We start from the raw sequence: 15,180 nt of genomic DNA, 5'->3' as shown, positions 1-15,180 counted from the left end.
CCGCGTCCCACAACCACCGTGTCGAGATGATCGGTAGCGCCGACGTCGAAGGCCGGCACAAGACATCGCGGCGAGATCATCCGGCCTGATCTCGCATTACTGCGCTGATATTGGCCTTCTAACGCCGTACGGCGGTGAATAGTGCGGGACTGAGCCAACTATTCGGAACTCGGCAGTACGACTGGCGGGCCCGGCCATGGATGTCGGTGGCTCATGGCAGTGTCAGCCGCTGTGACTGCTTCAGCTGATGACGACGCCTGGTTTCATGATCATGGACTGTGTTTCCCGACCTTGACCGCGATCAACGAACCGGGGGCATCGTGAATACCACCACCGGTGGCCTTGGGTGGATGTACGACACGGATCTGCCGCTGGTCAACCTCACCTTCGCGCGTCAGATCAGCGCCCGGGAGCAATTGGAGCGGATGGGCGTCGACCAAAACACCGTGGCGGTGCGCGGGCCGGATGACTTCCACTACGAGCTGGGCGGCCTTCTCTACGCATCCGACGGATATGTGGTCAGCGCAGGGCATTACCGAAGCTGGGCCTGGGCGTGGGAGCACGGCAGTTGGAAAGGCATCCAAGACCGAGGACTGGTGCTGCGCGCCTCGATCGGAACCGCGGCACTGGAGCTGCACGCCAGCGAGAAACCGGGAGAGGTGTTCCAGTACGCCGAGGACGGCCGCCTCATCACCAGACTCGACACCACGGACAGCTTCGCACGGACAGGCGGCGACCCGCACCGCTTCGACACCGAGATGCGGGTCCTCGGCGCCCGACCCGAAGAAGACGAATACGGCCCCTTGGGGTCCCTCGGGATGTTCTACAGGCTTGCAGAGAACCTCGGCGTCGGGGTGCCTCTGGATGACCTCAACAACCGTCCCGTCCTCAGCGGCCGGCTCCTCCCCCCAGCCTCGCGGTAGTTGCCGAGTCACCCAACACGCGCGCCGACGTTTCGTGTGATGCAGACGAACCATCGCATAATCGGCATTTTCGTGCGTCGGCGAGACCCGGAGCGATCCAGCAGATCCCCGTCGCCGTCCACTCGCAGGACACTCCTGGCACCGCCGCCGCCCGGGAGAGCCTTCCGATCTAATGGCCGGCGAGCTCGGCGACGACCGGAGCGAACTTCTTGGCGAAGTCGGCGCAGGTCTATCGGGCAGTCTGGACCCGCATCAGCGGCCATCAGACGTCAGCCGCGGTCGGGTGCGACCGTCGCCTGGTCGACAAGGAATTCGTGGATATCGTTGTTCAGCTGCTCGGCGTGGGTGATGTAGAGGCCGTGCCCGGCGGTCGGGTATTCGCGGAAGTCGGCGTGGGGCAACAGTTTCGCGACCCGCCGACTGGTGCGATCGACCGGCGCCGACTGGTCGACACCGCCGTGCACGATGAGCGTGGGCACGCTCAGCTCGCGCAGGTCGGGACGGAAGTCGGTGGCGAAGGTGGCCTGCCACACCGCGGTCAGGGAAAACGGGGCCGCCGACAGGCAGCGGCGGACCTCGTTGTCGACCACCGCCGGAGACACCGTGTTGAACTGGGTAGCGAAATAGGCTTGGGCGCGGCGGGCGAACCAGTTGGGGCGGTCGCGGCGCAGCTCGGCGACGGTGGCATCGCACAGCGCGGCGGGCACACCCTCGGGATTGTCTTCGGTCAGTTCGAGATACGGCAGGGTGGTGGCGAGCAGCACCAGTCCGGCGACCCGGTCGTGGCCGTGCCGGGCCAGGTAGCGAACGGCTTCGCCGCCGCCTGCCGAGTGCGCGACCAGCATGATGTCACGCAGGTCGAGGTGATCGATCAAAGCGGCCACGTCGTCGGCGCGAGTGTCGGCATCGTATCCGCCCGACGGTCGATCGGAACGGCCGTGCCCGCGCCGATCGAGCAGTACGCACCGGTACCCCTGCTCGAGGAAGTAGGGGACCTGGTATTCCCACATGTCGGCGTTGAGCGCCCAGCTCGCCAGGAACACCAGCGGCGTGCCGGTGCCGTAGTCCTCGTAGGCGAGTTCGGTTCCGTCAGCGGCGGTGAAGTAAGGCATTGCTACTCCGTGTCGGCTCAGTGTTATGCGGTGACAATGGATTTCGACAGTAGGTACGCCCGGGCGGCGGGGAATCTGTCGTCTGTAGGTAATTCGGGCCGGGGGCTACCCACCGACGAGCCGCGCGGCGATTGCCGAGCTCGTTGTCGACGGCGGAGCAGGGCGCGGCGACCGCGACCGTTCGGTGTGCCGCGGCCGTTCGATATTCTGAGCCGCACCCGGCATGCTCAGCACCCGAGACGCATTCGGCTGTTCAATGATGTCCGGCGGCGACCGATTCGAATTCGCGGTAGTCCGTCAAGCTGATGGCGTCGGCCTTCTGAAGCGACTTGGCCATCAGTGCGCGCAACGGTGCGGAGGTCATCGCCCGGACCGACAGGTTACGCATGGCGATGGCAGCGCGACTGGCGGGCAGGAAGCCGTTGACACCGCCGGGCGGCAGCTTTTGGCATTCGGTGACGTAGGGGCGCAGTACTTCCTGATAACGGGTGAACGCGGTTGAATAGTCGTCGCGGCTTCGAGCCAGCTCCCCGGCCAGGACATACGCTCCGACCATCGCCATTGCCGTGCCGTTGCCGGACAGCGGTGAGCCGCAATACCCAGCGTCCCCGATCAGCGCGACGCGTCCGCGTGACCATCGATCGATGCGGGTCTGACTGATGCTGTCGAAGAAGAAATCCGGCGCCTGACCCATCGAACTCAGCAATTGCGATGTGTGCCAACCCATTTCAGCGAACCGCTCGCGCAGAATCCGCTGCTGGCCCACCCGGTCGTTGCGGTCGTAGACCAGATCGGTCGCGGTGAAGCCGAACATGGCCTTGGCGCTGTTCGGCCCCTCGGGCCGGATCGCGGCGAGTAGGCCGCCGGGGGCGTTGTGCATGACAAACCAGTCTTCGAGCTGCAGCCCCTCGACCTGCACGGTGAAGTACGCCAGGTACGCACCCAGGTGGTGGACGAATTCGGACTCAGGTCCGAAAGCCAGCTTGCGCACGTTCGAGTGCAGGCCGTCGGCACCCATGACCAGGTCGAAGGCGCGTGATGCGTGGCGCTGGAAGTCGACCACGACGCCGTCGGGTGTTTCCCGCAGTTCGGTGATGGAATCACCGAACAGGTACTCGACGCCGTTGCGACTGGACGCGTACAGGATATCGGTGAGATCGCCGCGCAGGATCTCGATCTCGGCGACCGCGCCCGCACCGTCGAACAGTTCCGCAGGCATGCTCGCCTTCCATTTACCGTCGGCATCGACATAGGCCAGTCCGCGCTCGTGCACGCGCGCTCGTTCGATGGCAGGCAGTACACCCATCCGCTCGGCCACCTCCTTGGCCACGCCGCGCAGATCGACGGCCTGGCCGCCGGGACGAGGAGCGGGCGCTCGTTCCACGACGGTCACCTGGAATCCGTACCGGCCCAGCCAGTGGGCGAACGTCAGCCCGGCGATGCTCGCGCCGGAGATCAGAATGCTGCGATGAATCATGTTGTGAATCTCCTGAAGTCAGGGAAAGGGCAGTGGAGGTAGTAGGGGTGGCCAGCCGAACTCCTGAGTACGGCGGCGGACCGATTCGGCGAGAGCGCCGCCCGAGCCGCGGCCTTCGACGAGCAACCGGGTCGGGTCGGCATCGAGTGCGGATGCGTGGTCGGCGGCCCACTCCAGGGTGTGCATCGCATCGGAGACGATCGCCGGATCCTGTCCGGAACGCGGCCCGTAGCGCACCGACAGCACGACGAAATCGTGGCTGCGGCAGAGTCTTCGGCACAATGCGTCGAAATCGTCTGCTGGTTCCGGGCCGCCGATCTCGAATTGCAGCAGTAGGGGCCGCGGCGGGCCGGTGGGACCGGGCCAATAGACCTTGACGCTCCGGTCTTCGACGGTGGTGCGCAGGTGCAACTCGGCGACCCGGCACGGTGCTGGTGCGGAAGGCATAGGCCAACGTTGGCACCCCGGGAGTACGGCAGGGAAGGTCCGAATGCGCATGGCAGTCTTGCGAGTACGGCATGACCGCGGCGGCGGTGAATCGGCAATACTGCTGAGATGAGTTCCCAGTCGGATGAGAGTATGTCCGTTGCGCCGACCACGCTGCCGACCACGCCGGACGCGATCGAACTGCGCCACCTCCGGGCGTTCGTCACGGTGGCCGAGGAGCTCAACTTCGGCCGGGCCGCCGCCCGGCTCTACGTTTCGCAGCCGGCCTTGAGTAGGCAGATTCGCGCGCTGGAACGACTCATCGGCTGTGACCTACTGCGCCGCACCACCCATCAGGTGGAACTCACGCTGGCGGGCGAGGCGCTGCTGGACCGAGCCCGCCGCATCCTCGAGGGGGTCGACGAGGCGGTGGTGGCGACGCGAGCGGTCGGTGGAGAACTGCTGGCTCACATCACCCGCTACTGGGAGCTCTTAGGTGCGGCCGACGCCGAACTGCACGCGATGCGTACGGCATACGAGGATCTACACGCGCAGTTCCCGGCACCGCCGGAGATCTCGATCCGGCCGATCACCGCCGGCGGGGTATCGAGTCTGCTGCTGACACCCGCTCGCCCCGATGCCGGGACCGTGCTCTATCTGCACGGTGGCGGCTACATCGCCGGATCGGCCTTCGGATACCGCGCGCTCGCGGGTGCGCTGACAGCTGCCGCCAACACCACCACCCTCGTGCTGGACTACCGCCTCGCACCCGAGCACCCCTACCCGGCTGCGGTCGAGGATGCCCTGCGCGGCTACCGCTGGCTGCTGGAAACCGGCACCGATCCCGGCCGGATCACCTTGACCGGCGATTCGATCGGCGCGCACCTGATCCTGTGCACCTTGCTCCGGATCAGGGAAGAGCAGCTTCCGATGCCCGCCGCGGCGGTACTGCTCTGCCCCGGTATCGATCTGCATTGTCCCGAGCACTCAGAGTCCGAGCCCGCACCCGAACCTACGCAGGCCCGATTCCATCAGCGCATCATCGGCGACTACCTGGCCGGGCATTCCGACGACAACCCCTTCGTGGCCCCACTGCTCGCCGACTTGACCGGCCTACCGCCCATGCTCATCCAGGCCAGTACTGGCGATAACCATCTGACCGACGCGCACCGGCTCACAGATCACGCCCGCGCCCACGATGTGGCCATCAGTTTGGAGCTCTACCCCGTGGATACCCACAACTTCCACATCTTCTGGTCCTTTCTGCCCGAAGCCGCTGACGCGCTGCGCGCCGCGGGCCGCTTCATCCAAGACCACACTGCCGATATTCACGCCCACCCTCGTGTTCGGCACAGCGCTTAGGTTGAGCGAACCCGAGGCCGGGCATCAACCGCGCGACCAGCGGCATTATCGTGCGTTGCTGTAGGGACGTAATATCGGGACTTCGCTTACGGCCAGATCAGGTTCTGGCCCTTCAGGAATCGAGAAAGTCGACGAGCAGCGGCACCAGCGTCGCCGGACGGTCGAGGGGGATGATGTGACCACAGTCCTCGATCAAGTGCCCGGTCAAGGTGTCGGCGACCGGACGGAGTTGGTTTTCGAGTGTGGTTCCGACCGGGTGGGATCCGATGGCCATCGTCGGCACGGTGAGCCGGGCGGTGTCGACAGCCCGCCGGATCTGCTCAGCGCTGGTGGGCATCGCCCGATAGTAGGAGAAAGCGCACCGCAGGGAATCAGTGCCGGTGTAGGCGGCGACGAAGGCATCGCGGGTTTGTGCGGGGATGCCGCGGCCCTGGGTTCCGGTCGTAAGAAACCAGTCGAGGTAATCGGATTCGTTTCCGGCAAGGACTTTTTCGGCAAGACCCGGCACCGCGTGAAAACCGAACCACCAGGGCGGCCCACCGGCTAGGAAGGTTTCGGCACCGGGCAGCGTGCCCAGCAGCGATTCCATGAGCACCAGCCGGTTGACTCGTCCGGGCCGCCGCATCGCCAGTAGGAACGCCGGCGGAGCACCGGCATCGATCGCGACGACGGAGGCGCTGGTTTCACCCAGGGCGTCGAGCAGCCCCTCGGCGTCGGTGGCAAGCGTGCCCGCGTCGTAGCCGTCCTGTGTTCGTGTGCTGGCGCCGAGGCCGCGCAGGTCCGGCGCGATCACCCGGTGTCGTCGGACGAGTGGGCCCATCACCTCGCGCCATAGCTGCCAGGTGTGCGGAAAGCCGTGCAGCAGCAGGACTGCCGGTCCGGTGCCGGCGATCGCCACGTTCGCTTTGATCCCGTTGGTTGCCACCATCCGCACTGTGAGATCTGGCAGTTCGTGAGACATTCGATCCTCCGCTAGCCGGTTACCGATAGTTACTAGCTGACCGTAGGTAACCTGAGGTAGCCTGCCAAGACGGCACTTTTGATACAGGTGGTGAGCTCCAGGTGACTACCCGAACCAGCACAGGCCAGCGCGGGGATCTGTTCGCTCAGGGCTGCCCGACCCGTCGGCTTCTGGATCGGCTCGGCACCAAATGGGTGTCCATGGTGGTGAAACTGCTCGCCGAGGCCGCGCCCGGCGAGGTGCGCTTCGCCGAACTGCAGCGTCGGATGCCCGGCGTATCGCAGAAGATGCTGTCGGTGACGCTGCAAAGCCTGTCCCGCGACGGGCTGGTCGCCCGCCGCGTCGAACCCACCGTTCCCCCGCGCGTTCACTATCGCCTTACCGATCTCGGGCTCTCCCTGGAAAATCCGCTGGCCGCGCTGCGGGCGTGGGCGGAGGAGCACATGGCCGAGATCGACGCCGCCCCAAAACCTGAGGACCACGCATGACCCTCAGGTCGATCCCGGCGATAGCCACGAAGATTCCCCCGGTGTGTGGCGGCGTTACGTGGCCGTCAGCGGGTCGAAGACGAGACGGCGCACCTAGCGGCCGTCGCTCGGGTCGATTAGGCGAATGATCCGCTAATCGGCATGTCAGTGCGCCGCTGATGCCGAGATGGTCTCGGCCCGTTGGTCTTCGGACGTGCTGCGCGGCCGTTTCGAACCACGCGCCATGCGGCATGTGCGGACATGTCGAAGCAGGACCAGTAGCTCCTCTCACCACGATCTCGGCCTGCACGCATGCCGAACTTGTCGGAGGCTATTCGTAGCGTTCATGGAATGAACTGGAGACCGTGGCTGGAGCTGTGGAGCGAGGAACGGATCACCGCCAGTGATCCCGGTGACCTGGAGCCCGAGGTGGTGCAGCAGCGCTGGCTCGGCTACGCCCCGGCCGCCGAGGCCGACGTCGCAGCGGTCGAACAGCGCCTCGGTCTGAGGTTGCCGCCCTCGTATCGCAGCTTCCTGCTGACCACCGATGGATGGCGCCATGCCGGGGAATTCGTGTGGAAGATGCGTGACACCACCAATCTGGGATGGCTGCGTGACCTCGAACCGGCCTGGGAGTCGTGGGCCGAACTGGTCACCGAGGCTCCGGTCGACGCGCCGGGTAACCCGTTCAGTCGCGGGCTACTGATCTCGCTTCACGCCGACGCCGGGGTCCTGTTCCTCGACCCGGCCGACCGTGACGAGAACGGCGAGTGGGCCGCCTACAGCGTGTTTTCCTGGGCTGAGTTTCCGCGGCGATATCCGTCGTTCACTGCCCTCATAGAATCGCTATACCAAGGCTTTCATCAAATACGTCAGCCGGCGGGCAAGACTCGTGACAGCTGGGATCTGGCGGTGGAACAGGCTCGGGGCGAGGCTCTTTCCGGGGACATCGACACAGCCATGGTGGCCCTGGAAAAAGCCCAACATTTCGGCCAGCCACGCGCCACAGTCTTACGAGTCCAGCTCCAGATGTTCCTCGCCACCTCCTCCCCGTACGAGGCCTCCCGGCTTCTTTCACATCTGCTACCTCCGGCGCCCGTCCCGGACGGATTCTTCACCGGTTCACTGTTCACCGAAGAGTTCCTGCCGTGCATGTTCCTGCAACACGCACATAAAGAACCCTGGTATGGCTCCGCGCTCGAAAATGCCCAGTACCTGGCAGACCGCGCACGTACCGGGCACCGCGTAGCACTCGAACGCGCCCAGCAACACGCCGACGATGAGCACTCGCAGTACTCCGCGCTCGAAGTTGCCCAGATCCTCGAAATCACACAAAACGACCCCGGACTCGAGATCGGACGTGCCATCGACGAGCACCGAGCGCGGGTACAGCAGCCCGGCTACCGGCTCACCTACGGAAACCAGGCATTCGACACCGCGGTGCGAAACGCGCTCGCGCAACACCACTCCGACCCAACGGCACTGTGGCATGCGCTCGAGACCGCGATGACGCATTGGCAGCCCCGCACTCCAGATCACATCGCCCCGATCGCGCTGCTCGCCGACCCCGTTCTGGCGTGCAGCCTCACCCCGGAACGCGGCCGCGCGTTGTTGAGTAAACCGCGCAGTGGCCGCTGACCCCGCGAGCAAACCGCCCCGACATCCCGCAGCATCGGAAACGGTAGCCGGTGGTGTCGGCATCCCGAGCAGACCGAATCGGTTCTGTCACTGGTTGCGCACCACCTGGCGACAACTCAGCCTTCACCGCACAGCCGCACCGGCCCCAGATCACTTGCGGCCACGCCGGATAGCACGCTCATCGGCATGAGCGGACGTTCCCGATAGCCCGCCCCAAATGAGCTGGTGGACAAGCGATATGCGGCATGAGGAGTAGCCGATGAAATCTCCAGAACCGCAGCGGAATTGGAGCATATCCACGCGGTAGCCAGACCGAGCCCGGTCCGTCCCCATCAGGAGATGGCACGATCACCGAAGCCCTGGCCGGTCGCTCCGAGCATCAACCGTCGCATTCGGTTGGGTCACCCGCCGGACCAGATCCACCCAAGTGGCCTGGAGGCGTGCGACGGGAACCGGTACGGCGGTCACCATTGCCTCCGCGGTGTCATCCGTGCGTACGCCTTTCCGTCCGGTTGGGCCGCCAGGGTTTCGGTGAGCAGCCGCTTACCGAAACCCTGGCGAAGGAGATCAGCAGCTACCGCGCCACTCGGCTCCTCCGCAAACCGCCGATCAGCACTTGTAAGCGTCGTGCTATGCGGTCAAGGCGTTCAGACCGGCTTGCGCGATCGCGACGTCGTTCTCATGGGAGGACCCACTGGGAACGAACGCAAGTTCGCGGCCTACAAGCGCTGCAAACCGATTTGGTTGCACCCCAGGCGGTCTCGGTCGTCATCGTAAGATCCGGCGCCGGTGACGCGTGCCGCTTCGGCTTCGGGGCCGCACTGCCGTTGGATTGGAAGCCGACCGTGTACCGGCCGCCGATACAGTGACGAGCACACTACTCCAGCGACCCATGCGGACGATGTAATCCATTGGAATGCAACAGGATTGGTGTCCACCACAATTCGAGTGAACCTTAAACTATGCGCTGTCCTAGACCTTGGAAACGAGGTGCAAAGCAGGCGGGTTGGCGGTTGATACTTCTCACAAGATCGCTCGAATCGAGGATGAGATTTTGTGAGATCGCTTTCAGCAGTTGTCGTCACAGTGTTGGTCGGCTGCGTGTTGCTGGGCGAGCAGCCCGCCCGAGCCGACGAGGGTCCAGCCGGCGGTCCCCCGGTATCGCCGATACCCGGGATTTCGGCCCCCTCCCCACTGCAAGGATGGATCGACAACACCATCCCGGCGCCGGCGCTCGACCCGGCACCGCAGCAGCCCGCCGGTGAGGCGCAGTCGTCGTTGTGGCATGCGGTGTTACCGCTACCGTCCGGGGATCCGACCTTCGACGCCTGGCCCGACAACCTCGACACATTGAGTCCCGGTCAGCTCATCGAATGGCGTGATGTGACGGCAACGACAGCGCCGTTCATGACGACGCCGATTCAGCGGCTCGATGCCGCCACCCCGGTCCGGGTACGACCCGAACCGGGGCGGCGAGCCCTTCGAAGTACTCGAAGAGCGTTGTCCCACAGCTCTTTTCGCCCCTCACGACCATGACGTCGCCACCAGGCTGTGGCACTGCACCGCTCAGTGGCCGATGTAGACCGACTTGGTGTTGAAGTAGGACTCGATGCCCTTCTTGCCACGCTCGCCGCCCCAACCCGACTGCTTATGGCCGCAGATCGGCATCGAGGGGTCCGCCGCGAGCGCGGAGTTCACCCAGATCTGGCCGGCGCGGAGCTCGTTCACGACGCGATGGGCGCGGCCGAGGTTTTCGGTCCAGATGGAGCCGGCGAGCCCGTACTCCGTGTCGTTCGCGGCGGCAATCACCTCGTCCTCGTCGTCGAACGGGATCACCGAGCCGACCGGCCCGAAAATCTCCTCGCGGATGAGACGCATGTCGGGCGTGGTGCCGGTGACGATCGTCGCCTCATAGAAGTAGCCGCGACGGTCCATCACCTGGCCGCCGGTCACCACCTGCGCGCCGCCGGCCACGCCGTCGTTCACGATGCCTTCCACGCGCTGGCGCTGCTTCTCGCTGATCAGCGGTCCGAGGACCGAGTTGGGATCATCGCTGCCGCCCATCGGCAGCATCTTGGCGAAGGCGGCGAGACCGTCCACGACCTGTTCGTAGATGCCGCGCTGAACGTAGATGCGCGAGGTGCAGGAGCAGTTCTGGCCCGAGCCGGCGAGCAGGCCCATGCCGGCCCCCATGATCGCCTTGTCGAGATCGGCGTCGTCGAACATGATCAGCGGTGACTTGCCGCCGAGCTCGAGCGTCAGGCGCTTGAGGTTGCCGGCGGCCGCCTTGACGATCAGCCGTCCGACCTCCGTCGACCCGGTGAACGCGATCTTGTCGACGTCCGGGTGCGCGGTGAGCGCCGCACCTGTGGTCTCGCCGTAGCCGGTGATGACATTCAGGACGCCGTCGGGCAGACCGGCCTCGCGAAAGATCCCCTCCAGCTTCAGCGCGGTGAGCGGCGTCTCCTCGGCGGGCTTGAGGACAGCGCTGCAGCCCGCCGCGAGGGCGGGCGCGACCTTGAGCATCGCGATGAAGAACGGCCCGTTCCAGGGGATGATGAGGCCGACGACGCCGACCGGCTCGAGCTGAGTGAAGGTGTGGTAGTTCTCGAAGTGGCCGAGTAGTCCGTCGGACACGAGATTGCTCGACTCGCCGTGGATCTTGCCGACCCAGCCGGCGTAGTACACCAGCATCTCGAGCGACACCTTGATGATCTGACGCGCGGCCATCGCGTTCATGCCATTGTCACGGGCCTCGATCTCAGCGAGCTCGTCGGTGCGGGCCCTGATGATGTCCGCAGCGCGGAAGAGCACCTCCGCGCGGTGCGCGGCGGGCAGCTTGCGCCAGACACCCGACTCGAATGTTTCGCGTGCCCGGGCCACCGCAGCGTCGACGGTCGCCTGGTCGGAATCGACGACCTCCGCGATCAGCTGCTCGGTGGACGGGTCGAAGACCGGGATGATCCCCGAGCTAGGGCTTTCGACCGCAGGATCGACGTCGATCGTGCTACTCAATGTTCCTAATCCTTTCGCCGAGCCGCTCCGACACGGAGAAGCGCGATGCCTTCAGTTGTTGAGAACCCGTTGTTGTGCAAGCACAGGAAGAATCTGGCCGCGTGCCGCAGGACTTGGGCCAGCGCCGACAGTTGGTTCGACATGGGCCCTGCGTCTCCGAGGTGAAGGTCTCGTGGTCGTTGTATGCGCGCAAGGTTACGCGCTTAACCAGATGGCGTCCAGCACGGTAGCCGCTGATCGTTCGTTCGTGTGGACGGTGTCGCAGGTGGGTCTGACGGGGGACTCGCGGGCGCGTCAGCGACCGTCACGTCCTGGGGGCGCTGGACTGGATATCCGGTGCATGCTCGGAGGGCGACGGGTTGCCGTGGTCCGCACTGACCGTTTCCACTGGACGATCCCTGGTCCGGACAGAAGCGGGACCGTGGATGGCCCACGTCAGCCGATCAGTGTTGTTTGGTTTGGTCCGCTGTCCAGGCCGCGATCTGAGCGCGGGAGTTGAATCCGAGCTTGGTCAGGATGTGTTCGACGTGACCTTCGGCCGTTCGTTGTGCGATCACCAACTCGGCGGCGATCTGCTTGTTGCTGAGTCCTTGGGCGACGAGCTCGGCGACCTGCCGCTCACGTTTGGTCAATTTCGCGGAGGCACCCGACGCGGGGGCCGCATCGGTGGGTTGTTCCCCGAGCGCGTATGCGATAGCGGCATCCATACCCATATCCCGCCCTTGCTTAACGGCCGCATCGAATCTGCGAGTGCCGAGGGTTTGACGCGTCGTCCGCTCGCATTCCTCGTGAAAGCGCGACATGTTCCGCAGGACGGCCCGCACACTGCTACCCACCAGCCATTTTCCCTGGGCTGCCCCCATCAGCACGGCCGCGCGCTGGGCGTCGCCCTTGTCGACGGTAGTCCAGGCCAGCGCCTCGAGGCTGAACGCGGTGAACACCGGACTATTCGGCCGTCGGTTGATTCGCAATGCCGCCTCGAGCAACCGTTGGGCACGGTCTCGTTCGCCTTGCAGCCATGCGGAAACGCCCAAGCCACGCAACGCGGCAGAACGATAGAGCAATTCGCCCTGCGCTTCGGTGATGGAAAGTAATCGGCGGTAGTGCTCGGTCGCTCGGGTCATCTGGCCGCGCAGTTCGTATGACCAGGCGAGGATCGTCAGAGAACTGATGTAGAGCTCTCCGGTCTGGTTCGAGCCGAGCAGCTCGACAGATCGTTCCAGGGCGGGGGAGGCGTCAGCCGCTGCGCCGCTGGCGAGTGCAATGAGGCCGGCAGCGTAGGCGAGCTGTCCTTGGATGGCGGGGGTAGATGCCTGTTGGGCGAGCAGTCGCCCCTCCTCGAGAAGGGCGGCGGCAGCTTGGAAATCCCCATGTGGCGCGGCAACCTCGCATGCGGCGCGTAGCGCACTGATGCGGTCGGGTATCGATTGCGCGCCGGGGTGGGCGAGAACGCGGTCGAGCCAGGTTCGGCCTTCCCCGTACATTCCGCGAAGGACCCAGAATTCGTGCAGCGCGGCGGCGGTTCGCAGCCCAGCTTCGGCCGCCTCATCGGTGTCCTCGGAAAGGCAGGATTCGAGCGCGTCACGCAGGTTGGGTAGCTCGCGCTCGAGGCGGGTGATCCAGTAGGACTGCCGGTCGCTGATCCACCCGGCTTGGGCGTCCAGCGCCAGTTTTTGGTACCAGTCGCGGTGCCGTCGGCGCAGCTCGGTGTCTTCGCCGGACTCCCGCAGCCTTTGCCGACCGTAGTCACGCATTGTCTCGAGCATTCGGAAACGCACGATGGTGTGCGATTCCTCCCGGATCAGAATCGACTTGTCCACCAGGGAGGACAGCACATCGAGCGGACTGTGCGGTGCCAGGCCGACACCGCATACCTGTTCTACGGCGTCGAGTTCGCAACTCACGGCGAACACCGACAACCGGGCCCACAGCCGCTGTTCGGCCGGGGTACACAACTCGTAGCCCCAGTCGACACACCATCGCAGCGTCTGCTGCCGGGTCGGCGCGGTACGACTGCCACGGGTTAGCAGCGCGAACCGATCATCGAGGCGTTGCAGAACCTGCTCGGGTGACATCGCGCGCATCCGAGCCGCCGCCAGTTCGATCGCCAGCGGCAACCCATCCAGCCGGGCGCAAATCCGGGTCACGGCGGCCTTGTTGTTCTCGTCGAGTTCGAAGCCCGGCACTGCTGCTGCGGCACGGTCGGCGAACAGCGTCACCGCGTCGAAACGGGGCAGCCCCGTCAGCGTCGGATCCCGGTCCTGATCCGGGACCGTCAACGGTGACACCCGCAGCACCGCCTCCCCCTCGATATTCAACGCTTCCCGGCTGGTGGCGAGAATCCGCAGCTCCGGGCAGGTCCGCAGCAACGCCTCGCTCAACTTCGCCACGGCTTCCACCATGTGCTCACAGTTGTCCAGAACGAGCAATATTTGCCGCGAGCCCAGAAACTTGACCAGAACATCGCGCAAACGACCGGGCGCCTCGTCCCGCAACCCCAGGGTGGCCGCCACGACATCGACCAGGAGCGCGGCATCGGATACTTCGGCCAGTTCGACCAACCACACCCCGTCGGCGAAATCCCGCTGCGCTTGCGACGCGGCCCGCAGCGCCAGCCGCGTCTTGCCGACACCCCCGACTCCGGTAAACGTGACCAGCCGGGACGTGGACAGCAGATTCTTTACCGCCGACAGCTCGGTGCGTCGGCCGACAAAACTGGTCAGCTCGAGCGGCAGATTGCCACCACTGTCCACGGTGCCCGCCGCCGGCAGCGGGCGCCGTCCCCGCGTTGGTGGATCCCGGTGCCGACGCTCGAGAATCGAATCGTCCTGTCGGCCCGTCTCACCGACCGAGAAGCCGTGGCGCTGCTGCGCCTGTCGAATGCTCTCACCCAGCCCCGCCGCAGAAGGGCGTTCGTGAGGATCGCGGCTCATCGCGGTTTCCACCAACGCCGACACGTCGTCGGGGATGCCACTGTCCCGGAGGTCCGGCATCGGTTGGCTGGTGATCCGCAGAAACTGTGCCACCACGTTCTCACCACTGCGACGCTGGAACGCGGCATGGCCGGTCAACGCGCAGAACAGGGTCGCGCCGAGCCCGTACACATCCGCGGCCGCCGTCGGCCCGTCCCCATCCAGCACCTCTGGGGCAGTGAATGCCGGTGATCCGGTGACGATGCCTTCGGCCGTTCGAAATCCGCCGGCGACGTGGGCAATCCCGAAATCGGTCAAAGCCGGCTCACCGAAGTCGGTGAGCAGGATATTTCCCGGTTTCACATCCCGATGCACGATGCCGAGACCATGCGCGAGCTCCAGTGCGCCGGCGATCTTCACCCCCATCCGCAACACCTTCTCCAGCGGAAGCGGACCGCGTCGGCGGATCCACACCTCCAGGGAATCCAGCCGGTGATAAGGCATCACGAGATAGGGACGTCCGCCGGCGGTAGCGCCGGCCTCCAGCACGGTGACGATATTCGGGTGCCCGGTCAAGCGGCCCATCGCCCGCTGCTCCCGGACAAACCGTGCCCGATTGTCTTCGTCCAATTCCGCGGTCAACACCTTCACCGCCACCGTCCGGTCCAGGGCGACCTGCCGGCAGCGATACACCACCCCGAAACCACCGCGGCCGATCTCAACCGCATCCTCGAAACCGACCGCAGCCAAGTCCGCCGTGGCGGGCGTTGCCACCTCACGGCGTGTGCGCAGCGGATCGTCGTCGGTCATCGGCCGAGCACTGTCCCACCGACGCGTCTTCGGTCACTAGGCAACATGCGCTTACCTTTCGCTAATGCTCAGCGTAT

The 15,180-nt window shown here is 65.4% G+C and carries 11 protein-coding genes; 5 read left to right on the top strand and 6 right to left on the bottom strand.

Annotation, left to right across the window (positions count from 1 at the left end):
* The first annotated feature begins 350 nt into the window (after positions 1–350).
* A complete protein-coding gene (locus OIE68_RS02230) occupies positions 351–923 on the top strand; it encodes a DUF6461 domain-containing protein (RefSeq protein WP_327097719.1) in 573 nt (190 codons plus the stop codon).
* Positions 924–1,192: 269 nt separating this feature from the next.
* Here the strand turns inward: OIE68_RS02230 and OIE68_RS02225 are convergent, their stop codons facing one another.
* The 3 genes from OIE68_RS02225 to OIE68_RS02215 all read right to left on the bottom strand — a co-directional run bounded on the left by OIE68_RS02225 (position 1,193) and on the right by OIE68_RS02215 (position 3,959).
* Positions 1,193–2,035: an alpha/beta hydrolase gene (locus tag OIE68_RS02225; RefSeq protein ID WP_327097718.1), complete on the bottom strand. Its 843-nt coding sequence runs from the start codon at positions 2,033–2,035 to the stop codon at positions 1,193–1,195.
* 253 nt (positions 2,036–2,288) lie between these two features.
* Entirely contained in the window at positions 2,289–3,512 is a 1,224-nt protein-coding gene (locus tag OIE68_RS02220) for an FAD-dependent monooxygenase (protein ID WP_327097717.1), read from the bottom strand.
* A gap of 18 nt (positions 3,513–3,530) precedes the next feature.
* Positions 3,531–3,959: an alpha/beta hydrolase gene (locus OIE68_RS02215; RefSeq protein WP_327097716.1), complete on the bottom strand. Its 429-nt coding sequence runs from the start codon at positions 3,957–3,959 to the stop codon at positions 3,531–3,533.
* A gap of 108 nt (positions 3,960–4,067) precedes the next feature.
* Between OIE68_RS02215 and OIE68_RS02210 the strand changes: the two genes are divergently transcribed.
* Positions 4,068–5,300: an alpha/beta hydrolase fold domain-containing protein gene (locus OIE68_RS02210; RefSeq protein ID WP_327097715.1), complete on the top strand. Its 1,233-nt coding sequence runs from the start codon at positions 4,068–4,070 to the stop codon at positions 5,298–5,300.
* Between the two features lie 112 nt (positions 5,301–5,412).
* On the opposite strand, the gene OIE68_RS02205 is transcribed toward OIE68_RS02210, so the two are convergent.
* On the bottom strand, positions 5,413–6,261 hold the full coding sequence (locus OIE68_RS02205) for an alpha/beta hydrolase (protein WP_327097714.1): 849 nt from the start codon (positions 6,259–6,261) through the stop codon (positions 5,413–5,415).
* 101 nt (positions 6,262–6,362) lie between these two features.
* Here OIE68_RS02205 and OIE68_RS02200 point away from each other — a divergent pair, with 101 nt between their 5' ends.
* The 3 genes from OIE68_RS02200 (at position 6,363) to OIE68_RS02190 (ending at position 9,902) form a co-directional block, all read left to right on the top strand.
* Positions 6,363–6,749: a helix-turn-helix domain-containing protein gene (locus tag OIE68_RS02200; protein WP_327097713.1), complete on the top strand. Its 387-nt coding sequence runs from the start codon at positions 6,363–6,365 to the stop codon at positions 6,747–6,749.
* A gap of 330 nt (positions 6,750–7,079) precedes the next feature.
* Entirely contained in the window at positions 7,080–8,366 is a 1,287-nt protein-coding gene (locus OIE68_RS02195) for an SMI1/KNR4 family protein (RefSeq protein ID WP_327097712.1), read from the top strand.
* A gap of 1,056 nt (positions 8,367–9,422) precedes the next feature.
* On the top strand, positions 9,423–9,902 hold the full coding sequence (locus tag OIE68_RS02190; protein WP_327097711.1) for a hypothetical protein: 480 nt from the start codon (positions 9,423–9,425) through the stop codon (positions 9,900–9,902).
* A 30-nt stretch (positions 9,903–9,932) separates the two neighbouring features.
* Here OIE68_RS02190 and OIE68_RS02185 read toward each other — a convergent pair whose 3' ends face one another.
* The gene (locus OIE68_RS02185; RefSeq protein WP_327097710.1) at positions 9,933–11,381 is read right to left on the bottom strand and encodes an aldehyde dehydrogenase family protein; all 1,449 of its coding nucleotides are present in this window, start codon (positions 11,379–11,381) and stop codon (positions 9,933–9,935) included.
* A gap of 443 nt (positions 11,382–11,824) precedes the next feature.
* On the bottom strand, positions 11,825–15,103 hold the full coding sequence (locus tag OIE68_RS02180) for a protein kinase domain-containing protein (RefSeq protein ID WP_327097708.1): 3,279 nt from the start codon (positions 15,101–15,103) through the stop codon (positions 11,825–11,827).
* Positions 15,104–15,180 lie beyond the last annotated feature (77 nt).

This window comes from Nocardia vinacea (genome assembly GCF_035920345.1).
Classification (GTDB): Bacteria; Actinomycetota; Actinomycetes; order Mycobacteriales; family Mycobacteriaceae; genus Nocardia; species Nocardia vinacea_A.
This window is presented reverse-complemented; position numbering and strand designations above follow the sequence as displayed.

Bases quoted from the DNA above. Each gene is read 5' to 3' on its own strand.
- OIE68_RS02215 (WP_327097716.1), bottom strand. From the start codon at position 3,959: ATGCCTTCCGCACCAGCACCGTGCCGGGTCGCCGAGTTGCACCTGCGC.
- OIE68_RS02225 (WP_327097718.1), bottom strand. From the start codon at position 2,035: ATGCCTTACTTCACCGCCGCTGACGGAACCGAACTCGCCTACGAGGAC.
- OIE68_RS02230 (WP_327097719.1), top strand. From the start codon at position 351: ATGTACGACACGGATCTGCCGCTGGTCAACCTCACCTTCGCGCGTCAG.
- OIE68_RS02205 (WP_327097714.1), bottom strand. From the start codon at position 6,261: ATGTCTCACGAACTGCCAGATCTCACAGTGCGGATGGTGGCAACCAAC.
- OIE68_RS02180 (WP_327097708.1), bottom strand. From the start codon at position 15,103: ATGACCGACGACGATCCGCTGCGCACACGCCGTGAGGTGGCAACGCCC.
- OIE68_RS02195 (WP_327097712.1), top strand. From the start codon at position 7,080: ATGAACTGGAGACCGTGGCTGGAGCTGTGGAGCGAGGAACGGATCACC.
- OIE68_RS02220 (WP_327097717.1), bottom strand. From the start codon at position 3,512: ATGATTCATCGCAGCATTCTGATCTCCGGCGCGAGCATCGCCGGGCTG.
- OIE68_RS02210 (WP_327097715.1), top strand. From the start codon at position 4,068: ATGAGTTCCCAGTCGGATGAGAGTATGTCCGTTGCGCCGACCACGCTG.